Genomic DNA, 17,080 nt, shown 5'->3' with positions numbered 1-17,080 from the left:
TTCGTGCTGACCTGCCAGTGCCATCCGGTGAGCGAGCGCGTGGTTGTGAGCTTCGACGAGCGGTAAGCGACGTCCCGATTCATTAGAAAGTCGCGCATCGCAACGATGCGCGTGAAGCCGAAGCGATTCCAAATCTATTCAAGCGCCGAAGTCGTTAGCAATGCAACTATTGCGCGGCTTCGCTGCGATCGATCATTCTCCACATCGAGACTTGTCATGACTGAAGCCTTCATTTGCGACGCGATTCGTACTCCATTCGGCCGCTACGGCGGCGTTTTCAAGGACGTCCGCGCCGACGATCTCGGCGCCGTGCCCATCACCGCGCTCATGAAGCGCAACGCGTCGGTGGACTGGACGCAGATCGACGATGTGATCTACGGCTGCGCGAATCAGGCTGGCGAAGATAACCGCAACGTCGCGCGCATGTCGAGCTTGCTCGCGGGTTTGCCTATCGACGTGCCCGGCTCGACGATCAACCGTCTGTGCGGCTCGGGCATGGACGCGGTCGGCAGTGCCGCGCGCGCGATCAAGGCCGGCGACGGTTCGCTGTATTTTGCGGGTGGCGTCGAGAGCATGACGCGTGCGCCTTTCGTGATGGGTAAAGCATCGAGCGCATTCTCGCGTTCGGCTGATATCTTCGATACGACCATCGGCTGGCGTTTCATCAATCGCGCGATGCGTGTGCGATATGGAGTCGACTCGATGCCGGAGACCGCGGAGAACGTCGCGGTCGATTTCAACATTTCGCGCGATGCGCAAGATCGCTTCGCGCTGCGCAGCCAGCAGCGTGCGGCACGCGCACAGGCCGATGGCACGCTCGCACAGGAAATCGTCGCGGTGAATGTGCCGCAAAAGAAGGGCGAAGCGATCGCGATCGATCGCGACGAGCATCCGCGCGAGACCTCGCTCGAATCGCTCGCGAAGCTGAAGGGCGTCGTGCGTCCCGACGGCAGCGTGACCGCGGGCAACGCATCGGGCGTGAACGATGGCGCATGCGCGCTCATCATCGCGAACGAGGATGCTGCGAGGCGTCATGGACTCACGCCGCGAGCGCGCATCATCGGCATGGCGACGGCGGGTGTCGAGCCGCGCATCATGGGCATCGGTCCCGCGCCCGCGACGAAGAAGCTGCTTGCACGTACAGGCCTCACGCTCGATCAGTTCGACGTCATCGAACTCAACGAGGCCTTCGCATCGCAAGGCATCGCGGTGCTTCGTCAACTGGGCCTTGCCGAGGACGATCCGCGCGTGAATCCGAATGGCGGCGCCATCGCGCTCGGTCATCCGCTCGGCGCATCGGGTGCGCGCCTCGTCACGACCGCAATGTACGAACTCGAGCGCCGCAACGGGCGCCATGCGCTATGCACGATGTGCATCGGCGTGGGTCAGGGCATCGCGATCGCAATCGAGCGCGTCTGAGGGACCTGGCGACATGACACAGGCCATTCAGACATCGGCGATCGTCGGCGTGATCGGCGCCGGCGCGATGGGCGCAGGCATTGCCCAGGTCGCAGCGCTCGCGGGGCACACCGTGCTGCTTTACGATCTCGATGCGAAAGCGCTCGACAAGGCGCGCAATGCAATCGCGGCGAACGTGCAGCGCCTGATCGACAAGAAGAACCTCGAAGAGTCCGCAGGACAGCAAGCAATCGATCGCGTGCGCGTCGTTACGAGTCTCGCTGACTTGCGCACGGCATCGCTTGTCATCGAAGCCATTGCGGAACGTCTCGAGCTCAAGCGCGCGCTGTTCATCGAGCTCGAAAGCATCGTGACGCACGAGTGCATGCTCGCGACGAACACGTCATCCATTTCGATCACCGCGATCGCGGCGCCCTTGAAGCATCCGTCGCGCGTGGTCGGGATGCACTTCTTCAATCCGGCACCGCTCATGGCCCTCGTCGAAGTCGTGCACGGACTCGCAACATCCGATGCGGTCGCACAAACCGTGTATGCCACAGCCGCGGCGTGGGGCAAGACGCCGGTACATGCAAAATCGACGCCGGGATTCATCGTCAATCGCGTGGCTCGGCCGTTCTATGCGGAAGGCTTGCGCGTGCTCAACGAGCAGGGCGCTGACGCCGCTTCCATCGATGCCGTCATGCGCGATTCGGGCGGCTTCAGAATGGGTCCATTCGAGTTGATGGACTTGATCGGCCACGACGTGAATTTCGCCGTGACGCAATCGGTGTTCAACGCGTACTTCAACGATCCGCGCTTCACGCCTTCGCTGATTCAGCAGGAATTGGTGAACGCGGGCTTTCTTGGTCGCAAGACCGGCCGTGGCTTTTATGACTATGGCGCTGATGCCGCGAAGCCTGTCGCGCGCATCGAAACGAATGCTCATACGCCTTCGAAGATCGTGCTCGGAGAAAGCGTGCCTTTATACGAACGCCTGCAAGCGCGCATCGCGCCGGCGAGCGTCGCTAGAAACGACATGCCCGGGCTGATCGCACAAATCGATGATGCGTATCTTTTCCTTACCGATGGACGCACGGCGACGGAACGCGCGCATGCGCTCGGCATCGACAACATCGTGTTGATCGATCTCGCGCTCGACTATGCGAACGCGCAAAGCGTGGCGCTCACGCACGCGCGTCAATGCTCCGGCGAAGCCTACGCTGCGGCAGCCGGCGCATTGGCGCAAGCCGGTTATGCAGTCGTGCCATTGAACGATGTCGCCGGCATGACCGTGATGCGAACCGTCGCGATGCTCGTCAACGAAGCGGCCGACGCCGTGAATCAAGGCGTTTGCACGAGCGCCGATCTCGACCTCGCGATGGAGAAGGGCGTGAACTATCCGCTCGGACCGCTCGCGTGGGGCGAACGCATCGGCATCGGCCGCGTTCACGACGTGCTGCTTCATCTCGCTGCGCATTACGGCGAAGACCGTTATCGCGCATCGCCGCTCATCGCGGCATTGCGTTATTCGGGCCAGCGCTTTCACTGAAGCGAAGACGCATCATTCATTCATCGAGCATTCATGCAGGAGACAACCGTGGTTCAATCCATTGCACAGCAAAGCGAACTGGAACCGATCGAGCGCGCGAGCCGGGACGAGCTTCAGGCACTGCAACTCGAACGCCTGAAGTGGACGTTGCGTCACGCCTATGAAAACGTCGCACACTATCGCCGTGCTTTCGACGCTGCGGGCGTGCATCCAGACGACCTGCGCGAGCTATCCGATCTCGCGCGTTTTCCGACCACGACGAAAACCGACCTACGCGACAACTATCCCTTCGGGCTCTTCGCCGTGCCGCGCGATCAGGTCGTGCGCGTGCATGCATCGAGCGGCACGACGGGCAAGCCGACGGTGGTCGGCTATACCGCGAAAGACATCGACACGTGGGCCAACGTCACGGCGCGTTCAATCAGAGCTGCTGGTGGGCGCAGAGGCGACACGCTGCACAATGCGTTCGGCTATGGTCTCTTCACCGGCGGTCTCGGCATTCACTACGGCGCCGAACGTCTGGGCTGCATGGTGGTGCCGATGTCAGGCGGTCAGACCGAAAAGCAGGTTCAACTGATCCGCGATTTCGCGCCGAAGATCATTCTCGTCACGCCGTCGTACATGCTGAATCTGCTCGATGAAATGACACGGCAGGGCATGGACCCGGCGAACACGTCGCTCAAGATCGGCATCTTCGGCGCCGAGCCCTGGAGCCAGGGATTGCGCAGCGAGATCGAAACGCGTGCGGGCATACAGGCACTCGACATCTACGGCCTCTCGGAAATCATGGGTCCGGGCGTTGCGTGTGAATGCATCGAGACGAAGGCTGGCCCGACGATCTGGGAAGATCATTTCTATCCCGAGATTATCGATCCCGTGACGGGCGAAGTGCTTCCGGAAGGCAGCACGGGCGAACTGGTCTTCACTTCGCTCACGAAGGAAGCGATGCCGATGATCCGTTACCGCACGCGCGATCTCACTTCGTTGCTGCCGCCGAGCGCGCGCTCGATGCGTCGCCTCGCGAAGATCACGGGCCGCTCGGATGACATGCTTATCATTCGCGGCGTCAATGTGTTCCCGAGCCAGATCGAAGAGTTGATCCTTGCGATTCCGCGCCTGAGCGGCCAGTATCAGTTGTGCGTGTCGCGCGACGGCCACATGGATTCGCTGTCCGTCTCAGTCGAAGCACGCCCGGATGTCTGCGCAACGCTGAACGAGAGCGACCGCGCCGGTCTCTCGCGCGAACTTCAGCATCGCGTCAAGACGATGGTCGGCGTATCGACGCAAGTGCGCGTGCTCGATTCCGGCGAACTGCCGACGACGGCAACCGGCAAGGCCAAGCGCGTACTCGATCTTCGTCCCGTAGCGGCATAACTTTCCGCATCGCCAAGCGCCTCGCGCTCTGCGAGGCGCAATTTATTTCCAACAATTGGAACGCGCGTTCCGTTTTCGGTGCGGCCCCGCATTCTTCTGCAGAAATCATTCCGCAAAAACCCTCGCAACCGTTTGCGCAAATTGTTTTGTAAGCTTCAGTTGTGTCATCGTATCGAGTGCATTTGCGTCTGCGGGCGCAGTGTCGTCGCATAGCATTCGAATAACGAACAACGAACGGGGCAGGCGAAACCTAGATGTGGATTGTCAGACTCGCGCTGAAGCGCCCGTACACATTCATCGTCCTGTCGTTGCTCTTGCTGATCATCGGTCCGCTCGTCATCGTGCGGACGCCGACCGATATCTTTCCGAATATCGATATTCCCGTTGTCAGCGTTATCTGGTCTTATACGGGCCTGCCGCCCGATCAAATGGAGCGCCGCATCACGCTCAATTACGAGCGCGGGTTGTCGGTGGCGGTCAACGACATCGAGCACATCGAGTCGGAATCGCTGCCGGGCATTGCGGTCATTCGCATCTACTTTCAGCCTAATGCGAATGTCGATGAAGCTATCGCCGAGATTACCGCGCTCTCGCAAACGCAATTGCGCTCGCTGCCGCCCGGCATCACGCCGCCGAATATCTTGCGCTTCAATGCATCGACGGTGCCGATTCTGCGGCTCGCGTTGTCGTCGTCGGAACTCAGCGAACAGCAGCTCTACGACTTCGGCAATAGCTTTCTGAAGACGCAGCTCGCGACCGTGCAAGGCGCTTCGGTGCCATTGCCTTATGGCGGCAAGCAGCGGCAGATCATGGTCGATATCGATTCGCGCAAGCTGCAGGCGAAGAACCTCGCGCCGACGGACGTGGTCAATGCAATCAGCGCGCAGAATCTGATTCTGCCGACGGGCACGACGAAGATCGGCGCAACGGAATACTCGGTCGGCCTGAACGCGAGTCCGGGCTCGATCGAAGGACTCAACGACATACCGATCCGCACCGGTCCTGGCGGCACGATCTATATCAAGGACGTCGCGCATGTGCGCGACGGCTTCCAGCCGCAAACCAATATCGTGCGGGTGGACGGCACCCGCGCTTCCTTACTCACGATCAACAAGAGCGGCAATGCATCGACGCTCGATATCGTCGCGCGCGTGAAGAACCTGTTGCCCACCTTGCGCGGCATGGTGCCCGAGTCGCTGAAGATCGAGCCCGTTGCGGATCAATCGCTCTTCGTGCGCGCGTCGGTGTCGGGCGTGCTGCGTGAAGCGGTGATCGCAGCGGGCCTGACTGCGCTGATGGTGCTGCTGTTTCTGGGAAGCTGGCGTGCGACGCTCATCATCGCGATCTCGATACCGCTTTCGATGCTGACGTCGATCGTCGCGCTCTCCGCGATCGGGCAGACGATCAACATCATGACGCTCGGCGGCCTCGCGCTCGCGGTCGGTATCCTCGTCGACGACGCGACAGTTGCAATCGAAAACATCAGCCAGAATCTGGAGCAGGGCAAGGAACTGGAGCATGCGATTCTCGATGGCGCGCAGCAAATCGCCGTGCCGACGCTCGTGTCGACGCTCTCTATCTGCATCGTGTTCATTCCGATGTTCCTGCTGACGGGCGTCGCGCATTACCTGTTCGTGCCGATGGCCGAAGCCGTCGTGTTCGCGATGCTCGCGTCGTACTTCTTCTCGCGCACGCTGATCCCGACGCTTGCGAAGTATCTGTTGCGTCATCACGAGCACATGGGCGGCGATGTCGAATCGATGAAAGGCTCGCGCAATCCGTTCGTGCGGATTCATCTCGCATTCGAGCGTCATTTCGAGTCCGTGCGCCATCGCTATCGACGCTTTCTCGAAGCGCAGCTCGCGCAACCGGGCCGCTTCGCTTCGTTGTTTCTGCTGTGCTGCCTGCTGTCGCTCGGGCTTGCGCCGTTCCTCGGGCGCGACTTCTTTCCGTCGATCGATTCAGGCGTGATCGCGCTGCATATGCGCGCGAAGACGGGCACGCGCATCGAGGAAACGGCGGCGCTGACGGATCGCGTCGATGCACGCATCAGGCAACTGATTCCGCGCGGCGAGATTCGCTCGATCATCGACAACATGGGCTTGCCGGTATCGGGTATCAATCTCTCGTACAACAACACGGGCACGGTCAGTTCCGCCGATGCCGACGTGCTCATCAGCCTCAACGAAGATCACGCGCCGACAGAAGGCTATATCCACGAGTTGCGAAAGCGCCTGCCGCAGGAGTTTCCCGGCGTGACGTTTTCATTCCTGCCCGCCGATATCGTGAGTCAGATTCTCAACTTCGGCGTGCCCGCGCCGATCGATATAGCGATCACCGGACGCGATGTGCGCGGCAATCGCGCGCTGGCGAATCGCATGCTGGAAAAGATTCGCCGCGTGCCGGGTCTCGTCGATGCGCGCATCCAGCAGCCATCCGATCTGCCTGCGATCAACGTCGAGGTCGATCGCACGAAGGCGTTGCAAGCGGGCTTCACGCAGCGCGATGTCGCGAACAACCTGCTCATCACGCTGTCGGGCAGTCAGCAGACGACGCCCACGTTCTGGCTCAATCCGGTGAATGGCGTGAGCTATAACGTCATCACGACGGCGCCGCAATACGACATGAACTCGCTGCAATCGGTGGCGAACATTCCGGTGACATCGTCGAGCGGCAAGACCAATATTCTCGGCGCGCTCGCAACGCTTTCGCGCAGCGCGCGCGATGCGGTCGTCTATCACTACAACGCGCAGACCACCATCAATCTCTATGCGACCACCGAGCGGCGCGATCTCGGCGCAGTGGCGGACGACGTGCAACGCATCATCGACGAAGCGCGCGGCGAGTTGCCCAAAGGCTCGACGATCGAAATGCGCGGCCAGGTCGAGACGATGAACGGATCGTTTTCGGGTCTCGCACTCGGCCTCATTCTCGCGGTTGTGCTGGTGTACTTGCTGATCGTCGTGAACTTCCAGTCGTGGCTCGATCCGTTCATCATCATCACCGCATTGCCGGGCGCGCTCGCGGGCATCGTGTGGACGTTGTTCCTGACGCATACGACGTTGTCGATTCCCGCATTGACCGGCGCGATCATGTGCATAGGCATCGCGACGGCAAACAGCATTCTCGTGGTGAGCTTCGCGCGCGCCGCGCTCGCCGAACATGGCGACGCAGTGCGCTCCGCGCTGGAAGCGGGCTATACGCGTTTCAGGCCGGTGCTGATGACCGCGCTCGCGATGATGATCGGCATGGTGCCGATGGCGATCGGGCTCGGTGAAGGCGGCGAGCAGAATGCGCCGCTCGGGCGGGCGGTGATCGGCGGCCTGATGGTCGGCACCATCGCAACGCTGTTCTTCGTGCCGGTCGTGTTTTCGATCGTCTATCGGCGCATGGAAGCACGCGGCAAGGGACCGGGCGCGGCGGCACGGAAAGCGGCGCAATAAAACAATCGAACAGCGGGCGGAGCAAGAATGGAAGAGCAGTTGTCGCAACGATCGGGCAACAGGCGGCGAGGGCGCTTATGGCTCGTGATCGCGCTCGTGGTCGTCGTCGCGCTCATCGCGCAGGGAATCCTGTCGCGCCGCGCTGCGCACGCGGAACTCGAACGCGATGCGAACGAGCACGGCTTGCAGACGGTCGAGGTCATCAAGCCGACGCGCATGAAGGCCTCGCAGGATCTCGTGCTCGCAGGCGATATCCGCGCGTTCTCCGATGCGCCGATCTTCGCGCGCACCAATGGGTATCTGAAGCGCTGGACCGTCGATATCGGCACGAAGGTGAAGAAGGGCCAGTTGCTCGCGGAGATCGATGCGCCCGAAATCAACGATCAGCTTCGTCAGGCGCGTGCCGATGCGCAAACCGCGCGCGCGAACTATCTGCTTGCGAAGACGACCGCTGAGCGCTGGGCGCAGATGCTGAAGAACAACTCGGTGTCGCGCCAGGAGACCGATGAAAAGAACGGCGACATGCTCGCGAAGGAAGCGGCGCTGAACGCGGCGCAGGCGAACGTGTCGCGGCTCGAACAACTCGTGTCGTTCCAGAAGATCTATGCACCCTTCGATGGCGTCGTCACCGCGCGCAACACCGATGTCGGTCAGTTGATCGACGCCGGCAGCGGCGCCGCCGGCCGCGAGCTCTTCCACATTCAGGATGCGTCGACGTTGCGTGTGTTCGTCGATGTGCCGCAAGCGTATGCGCGGATGATCACGGTGGGTTTGCCCGCGGAGTTGCTGCTCAACGAAGAGCGCAATCGCAAGTTCGACGGCGTCACGGTGCGTACCGCGGGCGCGGTCGATCCCGTCGCGCGCACGATGCGCGTCGAAGTCGATGTGAAGAATCCGGCGGGCGAATTGCTTGCGGGCGCGTATGCGCAAGTGCGCTTTCGTCTCACGAGCGCGAGTCCTTCATACACGCTGCCCGGCAATGCGCTGTTGTTCCGTCCGGATGGCGTGCATGCCGCGAGCGTCGATGCGAACAACCGCGTGAAGCTTCTGCCGATCACGCTCGGCACCGACTACGGCACGCGTGTGTCGATCGTCTCCGGATTGAATGGCGATGAGCGCGTGATCGTCAATCCGCCCGATTCGATCATCGATGGCGCGGCGGTGCGTATCGGCCGCGCGGGTTCAAGCGACGCCGCGAGCGGTGGTGCAGCGAAGGCTGAAGGAAGCGAGTCGTGATGAGGCGCGCATCGCTCGAATTAGTTGCATACCTAACTATCGCGGCATTGGGCGGCTGCGCCGTCGGGCCGGATTACGTGCGGCCCGAAACTTCTACGCCTGCTGCGTACAAGTCGCAGATGCCGCTCGATGCGCCTGCGTCGGCATCGCAAGACTGGAAGCCTGCGCAACCCGCCGATGCGAAGCCGCGCGCGCCGTGGTGGGAAGTCTATGGCGATCCGCAATTGAACGCGCTCGAAGAACGTGTCGCGACAGCGAATCAGACCGTGGCCGCGGCCGCCGCGCGTTTTCGTGGAGCGCGTGCAGCGGCCGCGCAGGCGCGTTCGGCGTACTTTCCGACCATCACGGCGAATGCCGCATTCAATCAGTCGCGGGTATCGTCGAACGTCTTGTACAAATCGAGCGCGGGCGTGACCGTGCCCGACTATCTGATCGACGCACAGATCTCGTGGGAGCCGGATCTCTGGGGCCGCATCTCGCGTGCTGTCGAAGGTGGCCGCGCAGAAGCGCAGGCGAGCGCCGCGGATCTGCACAGCGCGATTCTGTCGATGCAGGCCGAACTCGCGACCGACTACTTCGATTTGCGCGGCATCGTCGAAGAAGAACGGCTGTTGCAGGCGACGCTGCAAGCCTATGAGAAGGCGCTCGCGCTCACACGCGATCGTTTTGCGGGCGGCGTCGCGGCGGAATCGGATGTCGCGCAGGCCGAAGAGCAACTGCGCGCGACGCAGGCGCAATTCATCGATCTGGAGACCACGCGAACGAGCCTCGTCAATGCGATCGCGATTCTCGTCGGCGAGAGTCCGTCGAGTTTTACGCTCGATGTCGCGCCGCTCAACGAAGCGCATTCACCGCATCCGTCGGCGGCGCTCGCGGTGCTGCCGCCCGGCGTGCCGTCCGCGTTGCTCGAGCGCAGGCCGGATATCGCGGCGGCGGAGCGGCGCGTGGCCGAGGCGAATGCGCGCGTCGGCGTGGCGACGGCGGCGTTCTTTCCGAACCTTCTGCTCGCCGCGACGGGCGGTCTCGAGGCGACGCGCTTCAGCTCATGGCTCGAAGCGCCGAGCCGATTCTGGTCGCTCGGGCCACAGCTCGCATTCACGGTGCTGGACTTCGGCGGTCGCGCGGCGGCTCGCGATGCGGCGCGCGCTGACTACGACGAGAAGGTCGCCGATTATCGGCAAACCGTGCTGACCGCGTTCGGGCAAGTGGAAGACAACCTGAATGCGCTGGAAGTGCTGCGCCGCGAAAGCGAAGCACAACGCGATGCCGTCGATGCCGCCGAGCGCGCGCTCGGCAAGGTCAGCAATCGCTACGAGAACGGCGCGATCACGTATCTGAGCGTGGTGGTGACGCAGGCAATCGTGCTGTCGGATCAACGCACGGCGGTGCGTATCGAGCGGCGCCGCATGGCGGCGAGCGTCGCTCTCGTGAAGGCGCTGGGCGGAGGGTGGACCACCGCCGAATTGCCGAGTCCGGAGGAAGTGTCGCGCCGCGATTGAATTCTGTGCTATGCGCGATGCATGCAAAATGCCATCGCGCATAACGTATGCAAAATGCAATTCGGCGCGCAGCACTCCGCGTCAGACGAACAGAAATAAGCCGCACGCGATCAATGCCGCGCTCCAGATCCAGTCGACGTTGATCCATCCGCTGCGTAGAAAGCCGAGTCCGCCGCGTTCCTGAAGGGACATCGCGAACATGGAGATCGTCGCGATGACGGCGAGCATCGCGCCGGTATGCACGGTCAACGCTAGTGCGCTGGCTTCGAAAGCCGTCTTTGGCATCGCGCCCGTGCACAACGGCAAGAGCGCCGGCACCAGCATCAAACCTGCGCCGTGCGCGCTCGACATCATGAAGGACCATAACGCGAGACCGGCCAGCCCGGTACGCATGCCGACGGTCGGGCGTCCGCGATGCCCGCGCCACGCGCTCCACACGCCCCAGCCGATCAGCAGCGCCCCGCAGCCGCGTGCGAGCAGGTCATGGCCGACCGCCGCGCCGAGCGTGAGCGCGCCCGCGAGCACGAGCGCGACCGACGCCGCGTGGCCGAGCGCGATCGGCACGAGCGATACGAGCGCGACGCGGCGGCTTCGCGCATACAGGCCGAGCGCGACGGCGAAGAGCCATCCCATCGCGGGATTGAGACCGTGAAACGCGCCGAGGCCCGCGGCGGTGAGGAGGAGCGCGGGCGATGCGGCGTCCATGCGAAGTGTCTCGCGGCGGATCAGGGATAGCAGTACGAATCCGACGAGCAATCGCCCCCTTGCAGCCGGATCTGATGCGGCCGATGTCCCTTGGGCCAGTCGATGAAAAACTTGTCGTCGACGGCGAGGCCGCCGTTGGGATCGGCATCGAGCTTCACCATCCAGCCGTCGATGCCTTCGGGATAGAACTGCGCATCGACCGCGCCGTACAGCGAATTCGTGAAGTAGACGCGGCGGCCGTCGCGGCTCACTTCGACCATCTGCGGGCCGCCATTCAGCGCGCCGTTCTTCGCGCCCGGATGCGTCGCGCGCGCGACCACGCCGCCGATACGCACCTTGCCCGTCAGTTTCGGCGCGAAGGGATCGGAGACGTCGTATTGCAGCATGTCGCCGGTGCCCCAGCACGACACGTACAGAAAGCGGTCGTCCATCGACAGATCGATATCGGAGACGAGCGGCGGCACCGCATTGAAGCCCTTCAATAACGGCGGCAGCTTGTCGGCATCGGCGGGTTCGGCGGGAATGTCGATGATCTTTTTCACCGCCCACTTGTCCTTGTCGCGATACCAGGTCCAGATCGACGACGACAGATCCTTCAGACTGATCACGCAGTTCACGAAACCATATGCCTTGGTCGGATCGTGCGCGGGACGCAGTTCGAAGACGAGCTGATATTCGTCGCCGAAATCGATCTCCTGAATGTGCTTGCGCTTCGTGAAGTCCCAGAAATGCAGCTTGCGCCCGTACTGCGCGCCGAGCAGCAGATCGGGCACGAGGCCTTCCTCGAAGGTGTCGGGCGTGCCCCATTCGCTCGTGACCATCGTGTCGTGGCCGAGATGCCACCAGCCGTCGTACGCGAGCTGTTGCGGTCCGCGATCGACTTCCCATCGGCCGAGCGGATCGAAGCTCTGCTGATCGAGCATCAGCACGCCGCCGGGCGCCTTGCCTTCGGCGTTGCCCAGCGCGGTGATATAGATGCCGCCCGGCCCGCAATGCACGGTATGCGGCCGCGTATAGCCGGTCTTTTCCGCGAGTTCCGCGGGCTCGATCGTCTTCACGATCACCGGCTTCTTCGGATCGGGCTTCGTGTCGATGATATGCACGCGCGACGAACGCAGCCCCGGCACGACGAGATAGCGCCGCTCCATGTGCGGATGCGGCGCATTCGGGCACAGGCACGACGAGCATGCGTTCCAACCGAAGTGATGCAACTCGTCGCCGACATCGGGCATCGCGATTTCGCCGACGATCTTCGTATAGTCCGGCGAATCCGGATCGACATCGACGACGGCGATCTTGTCCGGCGACTTGCGCTCGGGATCGAACGTCGCGACATAAGCCAGCGTTTCGCGCGGCGCTTTCGCTGCGAGCCGCGGGGAAGGATAGAAGCTCGGATCGGGTTTCCACGTCGCCATCTGCGTCTCCCGGTTGATTTCGTGGATCTTCAAACCAAACGTGCTAAAGCACTATAGGACATGGGAACACGTCATGCTTTCGATGACTTAGCTGCTTTCATGCGAAGCATGTGCGCGCGGGGCGTGATTCGTCGCGCGAAACAGCGCCTAAAATACAGGCATCGCCTGTCGAAGAAAGGAGGTAGCGATGGCCGAGCCAATGATCAGCCTGATGGCGGGACTCGTCCTGGTGCTATGCGTCGCGGTGGTTATCGTGATGCATCACCGGCATCCGCATATCCATACTCCGAAAGCGCGTTGGCTGGATACGCATCCGCCGCGCGACTGGCGGCACAGGCATTGAACGTGCAGTGAATTGCGAAGTGTGAAGCGCGAAGTGTGAAGCGCGAAGTGGAGGGATGAAGCGCCGGCATCGACCGGCGCTTTCTTTTTTGCGCGGCGCGAGAAACGCCTTAGCGTCGTGGCCCTTTCATCGCTTCGGCCTCCATTGCGGCGTGCCATTCCTCGCTGTTCTCGATCGGGTCCATGCCTTCGTCGATGAACGCGGACGCGCGCTCTGCCGCCGAACGCGTTTCCTCGTCGGTTTCGTCGTCGGCGGGGCCGTCTTCGTCGCCTGGCGGCTCCAGCATGTCCTGCAGCATCGCCTCGAGTTCCGGCGTGTCCCACGGCTCGTCGCGCTGCTTTTTCTTCTTGATGTAATGCCGCACTTCGGCATCTTGCTCGGGTGTCAGCGGAAGTCCGCGGAAGGTGCGGTTGGCGTCGAAGTCACTCATGTTCGCTCCTCGCGCGCATAGCTGTGATGCGGTTTCAGGCGACTCAAGTGTAACCCCGTTCTTCTGCAGGTAAAAACGCGCAGCGATCAGCCGAGCGGCGGCAGGCGTCTTTCGATCGGCGTTGCCTTGATGATGGCCGTGCTCGTCGCGGCGCGCTCGGTGACGCGCGCAAGGATGTCGTCGAGATGCTCGATCGAGCGCAGATAGAGGCGGCATACGAAGCAATCGTCGCCCGTCACCTTGTCGCATTCGACGAACTCGGGAATGCGCCTTATCGCTTCTTCGACGAGATGCAATTGCCCCGGCAGCGGCTGCACGCGCACGATCGCCTGCAGCGTGTAGCCGAGCGCGCGCGGATCGATATCGACGGTGAAGCCGCGAATCACGCCTTGCGTCTCGAGCCGCCGCATGCGCTCGGCGGTGCTCGGCGCCGACAGGCCGACGCGCTTCGCAAGCTCGCTCACGGCGATGCGTCCATCGCTCGCAAGCACGGCGATGAGTTCGCGATCGATTGCGTCGATGCCCGCTTGCGGCGGGTTGCTCAGGTGTTTTCCCATGATGGCCTTCAATTCAAAGGTCGAAAGATGCGTGAGCCTAATTTTAGGCATGGTTTCGAGCGATGCGCATCGATAGACTTGAAGCCATCGAAACTTGCATGACGGGCGCGAAATGAATAGCGAAAGAATCGATGCGCGGCTTGGCGGCGCATCGCGTGCGAATGAACTGCGTCGCGGCGCGATCGAGATGTCGCTCGCGATGCTGATGTCGGGCACGATCGGCTGGCTCGTGGTGTCGTCGGGGCAGACGCCCTGGAACGTGGTGTTCTTCCGCTGCGTGTTCGGAGGCGCGACGCTCATCGCCGTGTGCGCGGCGCTCGGCTTCTTGAAGAGGCGCTATTTCTCGTGGCGCATGATCGGCCTCGTCGCGCTCGGCAGCGTGGCGATCGTCGGCAACTGGCTGTTGCTTTTCGCCGCGTATTCGCGCGCGTCGATCTCGATGGCGACGACCGTTTACAACACGCAGCCCTTCATGCTGGTCGCGTTGGGCGCGCTCGTGTTGCGCGAGCGCGTGTCGGTATCGACGATCGCATGGCTCGGCGTCGCGTTCATCGGCCTCGTGATGGTGGTGCGGGTCGAGCCGTCCGTGCTCGCGATGCCGGGGCAGTATCTCGAGGGCATTGCGTATGCGCTCGGCGCGGCTTTTCTGTACGCGATATCGTCGATCGTCACGAAGCGCCTCGCGGGCACGCCGCCGCATCTGATCGCGATGCTGCATGTGTTGTTCGGCATCGCGATGCTCGCGCCGTTCGCGCGCTTCGATGCGATGCCCGCGACGATCGGCGGCTGGACCGATCTCGTCGTGCTCGGCGTCGTCAACACGGGACTGATGTACGTGTTGCTGTACGGCGCGATCCAGAAGCTGCCGACCGCGACGACGGGCGCGCTGTCGTTCATCTATCCGGTGGTGGCGATCGTCGTCGACTGGCTCGCGTTCGGGCAACGGCTCGCGTGGCTGCAAGTGGCCGGCGCGGCGCTGATCCTGCTCGCCGCGGCGGGCGTGAATCTGCAATGGCGGATCGTGCCGCAAAAATGGCGCGCGAACGACTGACGCGCACTCGTATAGAATGGCGCCCCTTTCCGACTACATCGAAATCCCGCGCCATGTGGTTCAAGAATCTTCAGCTTCACCGTCTTCCCGCACACTGGTCCGTCACGCCGCAGCAGATGCAGCAATGGCTCGCGCCGCTCGCGTTCACCGCGGCGTCGAGCATCGAGAACGAGCGGCGCGGCTGGGTCTCGCCGCGCGGCGACGATGATCTCGTCTACACGGCGAACCGTCAGATGCTCATCGTCTATCGTGCGGAAAAGAAGCTGCTGCCCGCATCCGTCGTCACGCAGTTCGTGAAGGAACGCGCCGCCGAGCTCGAAGAGCAGCAGGGCTTCAAACCCGGCCGCAAGCAGATGAAAGAGCTCAAGGAACAGATCACCGACGAACTCCTGCCGCGCGCCTTCAGCATCCGCCGCGATACGCGCGTGTGGATCGATCCGGTGAACGGCTGGCTCGCGATCGATTCGTCGTCGGCGACGCTGTGCGACGACATCATCGGCTTGCTGGTGAAGTCCGTCACCGATCTGCCGCTCGCGAGCGTCCGCACGGCGCGCTCGCCCGTTTCGGCGATGACCGAATGGCTGCTTTCCGGCGACGCGCCCGCGGGCTTCACGCTCGATCGCGATACGGAACTGCGCTCGACCGGCGAAGGCAACGCGACCGTCCGCTACGTCGGTCACGCGCTCGAAACGGAAGACATGCGCCGCCATATCGAAGCGGGCAAGCAGTGCATGCGTCTCGCGATGACGTGGGACGACCGCGTGTCGTACGTGCTGACGCCATCGCTCACATTGAAGCGCGTGAGCGCGCTCGACGTCATCAAGGAAGCCGCCGATCCGACCGCGTCGAACGACGACGAGCGCTTCGAATCCGACTTCATCCTGATGACAGGCGAACTCGCGCGCATGCTGTCGGCGCTGACCGAGGCGCTGGGCGGCGAAGAAGACCTGCGCGCCGCCGCGTAGGAACGAGCGTCAGGCGGACGGCGCCGACGCGAACGCGTAGCCGTTCTTGCCGTTGCGCTTGACGGTGTACATCGTGTCGTCGGCAGCGGCGACGAGCCGCCAGTAATCGTCGACACGATCCGGAAAACTCGCGATGCCGACGCTTGCGCGCACGATCGACAAGCCCATCTGCGCGTCGGTTTCCGCGACGCACGCGATGATTCTCTGCGCGATCACCGCGAGCTCGCCATCGCTCGAAAACTCGCGCACGAGCAACGCGAATTCGTCGCCGCCGATACGCGCGACCAGATCGCCGCCGCGCACCGCCTGACGAAAACGCCGCGACACCGCAATCAGAAACTCATCGCCGATGCGGTGGCCGTGCGTGTCGTTGACGCGCTTGAAGCCATCGAGATCGATATACAGCACCGCGATGCGCGACGCCCCGCGCGCGCCGCTCGCGAGCGCATTCGCCGCTTCTTCCAGCGCCGCGAAGAGCTTGCGCCGGTTGGGCAGGCCCGTCATCGGATCGTGCAGCGACGCCTGCTCGAATTCATTCGAAATGCCGAGAAGTTGCCGATTGCGTTTTGCATACATGCCGAGCGCGGTGATGAGCACGCCGAATACGATCGCCGACAACGCGATCAGCGTATGCGACACGCTCAGGATGCGCTCGCGCACGTCCGCGCTCGTGCGATCGCGCTCCGCGCGCCACCAGGCGTAGGCCGAATCGAGCGCGGAGCTGGCCTCGCCGAGCGCGGCGGAAGGCGAGAGCACGGCGGAAGGCAGCGACGGCGCCGACATCGGACTCGACGACACCAGCGCATGCAGCGCCGCGAGCCGCCCGGCCAATTCGATGCGCGCCTCGCGATACGCGGCCTGGCGCTGCGTATCGCTCGCGGGCGTGTTCTGCAGGGAAAGCGCGGTCGCGCGGGCGGTATCGGCGCGCTCGACCGCTTCGAGCACGAGCCCGACGTACTCCTGCTGCAGTTGCGCCGAAAAGATCGCGCGCACCTGCAACGCCAGGAACAGCAGCCCGATCAGCAGACACAGCAAGGCCGCGCCAGCGAGCGGCGCGGGGCCGGGCACGCGCAGGCGCAAGCGCATGATCGCGTGCCGCGCACGGCTCGCCAGCG

The 17,080-nt window shown here is 63.1% G+C and carries 14 protein-coding genes; 9 read left to right on the top strand and 5 right to left on the bottom strand.

From position 1 onward, the window contains the following. Positions 1 to 216 precede the first annotated feature (216 nt). The 6 genes from pcaF to NCS67_RS06610 all read left to right on the top strand — a co-directional run bounded on the left by pcaF (position 217) and on the right by NCS67_RS06610 (position 10,499). Complete coding sequence (gene pcaF / locus NCS67_RS06635; RefSeq protein WP_250434751.1) at positions 217 to 1,419, top strand: 3-oxoadipyl-CoA thiolase; 1,203 nt, start codon at positions 217 to 219, stop codon at positions 1,417 to 1,419. A gap of 13 nt (positions 1,420 to 1,432) precedes the next feature. Further along, entirely contained in the window at positions 1,433 to 2,947 is a 1,515-nt protein-coding gene (locus NCS67_RS06630) for a 3-hydroxyacyl-CoA dehydrogenase (RefSeq protein WP_250434749.1), read from the top strand. 33 nt (positions 2,948 to 2,980) lie between these two features. Continuing rightward, the gene (gene paaK / locus NCS67_RS06625) at positions 2,981 to 4,321 is read left to right on the top strand and encodes a phenylacetate--CoA ligase PaaK (RefSeq protein WP_250434747.1); all 1,341 of its coding nucleotides are present in this window, start codon (positions 2,981 to 2,983) and stop codon (positions 4,319 to 4,321) included. A 254-nt stretch (positions 4,322 to 4,575) separates the two neighbouring features. Next, the gene (locus tag NCS67_RS06620) at positions 4,576 to 7,764 is read left to right on the top strand and encodes an efflux RND transporter permease subunit (protein WP_250434744.1); all 3,189 of its coding nucleotides are present in this window, start codon (positions 4,576 to 4,578) and stop codon (positions 7,762 to 7,764) included. Positions 7,765 to 7,791: 27 nt separating this feature from the next. Continuing rightward, the gene (locus NCS67_RS06615) at positions 7,792 to 9,000 is read left to right on the top strand and encodes an efflux RND transporter periplasmic adaptor subunit (RefSeq protein ID WP_008349563.1); all 1,209 of its coding nucleotides are present in this window, start codon (positions 7,792 to 7,794) and stop codon (positions 8,998 to 9,000) included. After that, the gene (locus tag NCS67_RS06610; RefSeq protein WP_250434743.1) at positions 9,000 to 10,499 is read left to right on the top strand and encodes an efflux transporter outer membrane subunit; all 1,500 of its coding nucleotides are present in this window, start codon (positions 9,000 to 9,002) and stop codon (positions 10,497 to 10,499) included. The genes NCS67_RS06615 and NCS67_RS06610 overlap by 1 nt, the downstream gene beginning before the upstream one ends. A gap of 81 nt (positions 10,500 to 10,580) precedes the next feature. On the opposite strand, the gene NCS67_RS06605 is transcribed toward NCS67_RS06610, so the two are convergent. Then, positions 10,581 to 11,204, bottom strand: coding sequence for a hypothetical protein (locus NCS67_RS06605; RefSeq protein ID WP_175983149.1), 624 nt, complete (start codon positions 11,202 to 11,204; stop codon positions 10,581 to 10,583). A 20-nt stretch (positions 11,205 to 11,224) separates the two neighbouring features. Beyond that, positions 11,225 to 12,619 carry a selenium-binding family protein gene (locus tag NCS67_RS06600; protein WP_250434737.1) on the bottom strand — a complete coding sequence of 465 codons (1,395 nt, stop codon included), beginning with the start codon at positions 12,617 to 12,619 and terminating at the stop codon, positions 11,225 to 11,227. A gap of 187 nt (positions 12,620 to 12,806) precedes the next feature. On the opposite strand from NCS67_RS06600, the gene NCS67_RS06595 reads away from it, so the two are divergent. Further along, positions 12,807 to 12,962, top strand: coding sequence for a hypothetical protein (locus NCS67_RS06595; protein WP_167354197.1), 156 nt, complete (start codon positions 12,807 to 12,809; stop codon positions 12,960 to 12,962). A gap of 109 nt (positions 12,963 to 13,071) precedes the next feature. Here NCS67_RS06595 and NCS67_RS06590 read toward each other — a convergent pair whose 3' ends face one another. Together NCS67_RS06590 and NCS67_RS06585 are read right to left on the bottom strand one after the other, a co-directional pair. Continuing rightward, entirely contained in the window at positions 13,072 to 13,392 is a 321-nt protein-coding gene (locus NCS67_RS06590; protein WP_008349571.1) for a hypothetical protein, read from the bottom strand. Positions 13,393 to 13,478: 86 nt separating this feature from the next. Continuing rightward, positions 13,479 to 13,949 carry an Lrp/AsnC family transcriptional regulator gene (locus tag NCS67_RS06585; RefSeq protein WP_250434736.1) on the bottom strand — a complete coding sequence of 157 codons (471 nt, stop codon included), beginning with the start codon at positions 13,947 to 13,949 and terminating at the stop codon, positions 13,479 to 13,481. A gap of 112 nt (positions 13,950 to 14,061) precedes the next feature. Between NCS67_RS06585 and NCS67_RS06580 the strand changes: the two genes are divergently transcribed. Both NCS67_RS06580 and NCS67_RS06575 read left to right on the top strand, forming a co-directional pair. Further along, entirely contained in the window at positions 14,062 to 15,000 is a 939-nt protein-coding gene (locus NCS67_RS06580; protein ID WP_008349573.1) for a DMT family transporter, read from the top strand. Positions 15,001 to 15,053: 53 nt separating this feature from the next. After that, positions 15,054 to 15,965, top strand: a complete 912-nt coding sequence (locus tag NCS67_RS06575) for a recombination-associated protein RdgC (RefSeq protein WP_033537178.1) — start codon at positions 15,054 to 15,056, stop codon at positions 15,963 to 15,965. 9 nt (positions 15,966 to 15,974) lie between these two features. On the opposite strand, the gene NCS67_RS06570 is transcribed toward NCS67_RS06575, so the two are convergent. Next, the gene (locus tag NCS67_RS06570) at positions 15,975 to 17,051 is read right to left on the bottom strand and encodes a GGDEF domain-containing protein (RefSeq protein WP_034474195.1); all 1,077 of its coding nucleotides are present in this window, start codon (positions 17,049 to 17,051) and stop codon (positions 15,975 to 15,977) included. Positions 17,052 to 17,080 lie beyond the last annotated feature (29 nt).

Origin of the sequence: Caballeronia sp. ATUFL_F2_KS9A (genome assembly GCF_023630765.1) — a bacterium.
Lineage (GTDB): Bacteria > Pseudomonadota > Gammaproteobacteria > Burkholderiales > Burkholderiaceae > Caballeronia > Caballeronia zhejiangensis.
This window is presented reverse-complemented; position numbering and strand designations above follow the sequence as displayed.

Excerpts from the sequence above, each read along its gene's own strand:
- pcaF (WP_250434751.1), top strand. The coding sequence starts at position 217 with ATGACTGAAGCCTTCATTTGCGACGCGATTCGTACTCCATTCGGCCGC.
- NCS67_RS06630 (WP_250434749.1), top strand. The coding sequence starts at position 1,433 with ATGACACAGGCCATTCAGACATCGGCGATCGTCGGCGTGATCGGCGCC.
- paaK (WP_250434747.1), top strand. The coding sequence starts at position 2,981 with ATGCAGGAGACAACCGTGGTTCAATCCATTGCACAGCAAAGCGAACTG.
- NCS67_RS06620 (WP_250434744.1), top strand. The coding sequence starts at position 4,576 with ATGTGGATTGTCAGACTCGCGCTGAAGCGCCCGTACACATTCATCGTC.
- NCS67_RS06615 (WP_008349563.1), top strand. The coding sequence starts at position 7,792 with ATGGAAGAGCAGTTGTCGCAACGATCGGGCAACAGGCGGCGAGGGCGC.
- NCS67_RS06610 (WP_250434743.1), top strand. The coding sequence starts at position 9,000 with ATGAGGCGCGCATCGCTCGAATTAGTTGCATACCTAACTATCGCGGCA.
- NCS67_RS06605 (WP_175983149.1), bottom strand. The coding sequence starts at position 11,204 with ATGGACGCCGCATCGCCCGCGCTCCTCCTCACCGCCGCGGGCCTCGGC.
- NCS67_RS06600 (WP_250434737.1), bottom strand. The coding sequence starts at position 12,619 with ATGGCGACGTGGAAACCCGATCCGAGCTTCTATCCTTCCCCGCGGCTC.
- NCS67_RS06595 (WP_167354197.1), top strand. The coding sequence starts at position 12,807 with ATGGCCGAGCCAATGATCAGCCTGATGGCGGGACTCGTCCTGGTGCTA.
- NCS67_RS06590 (WP_008349571.1), bottom strand. The coding sequence starts at position 13,392 with ATGAGTGACTTCGACGCCAACCGCACCTTCCGCGGACTTCCGCTGACA.
- NCS67_RS06585 (WP_250434736.1), bottom strand. The coding sequence starts at position 13,949 with ATGGGAAAACACCTGAGCAACCCGCCGCAAGCGGGCATCGACGCAATC.
- NCS67_RS06580 (WP_008349573.1), top strand. The coding sequence starts at position 14,062 with ATGAATAGCGAAAGAATCGATGCGCGGCTTGGCGGCGCATCGCGTGCG.
- NCS67_RS06575 (WP_033537178.1), top strand. The coding sequence starts at position 15,054 with ATGTGGTTCAAGAATCTTCAGCTTCACCGTCTTCCCGCACACTGGTCC.
- NCS67_RS06570 (WP_034474195.1), bottom strand. The coding sequence starts at position 17,051 with ATGCGCTTGCGCCTGCGCGTGCCCGGCCCCGCGCCGCTCGCTGGCGCG.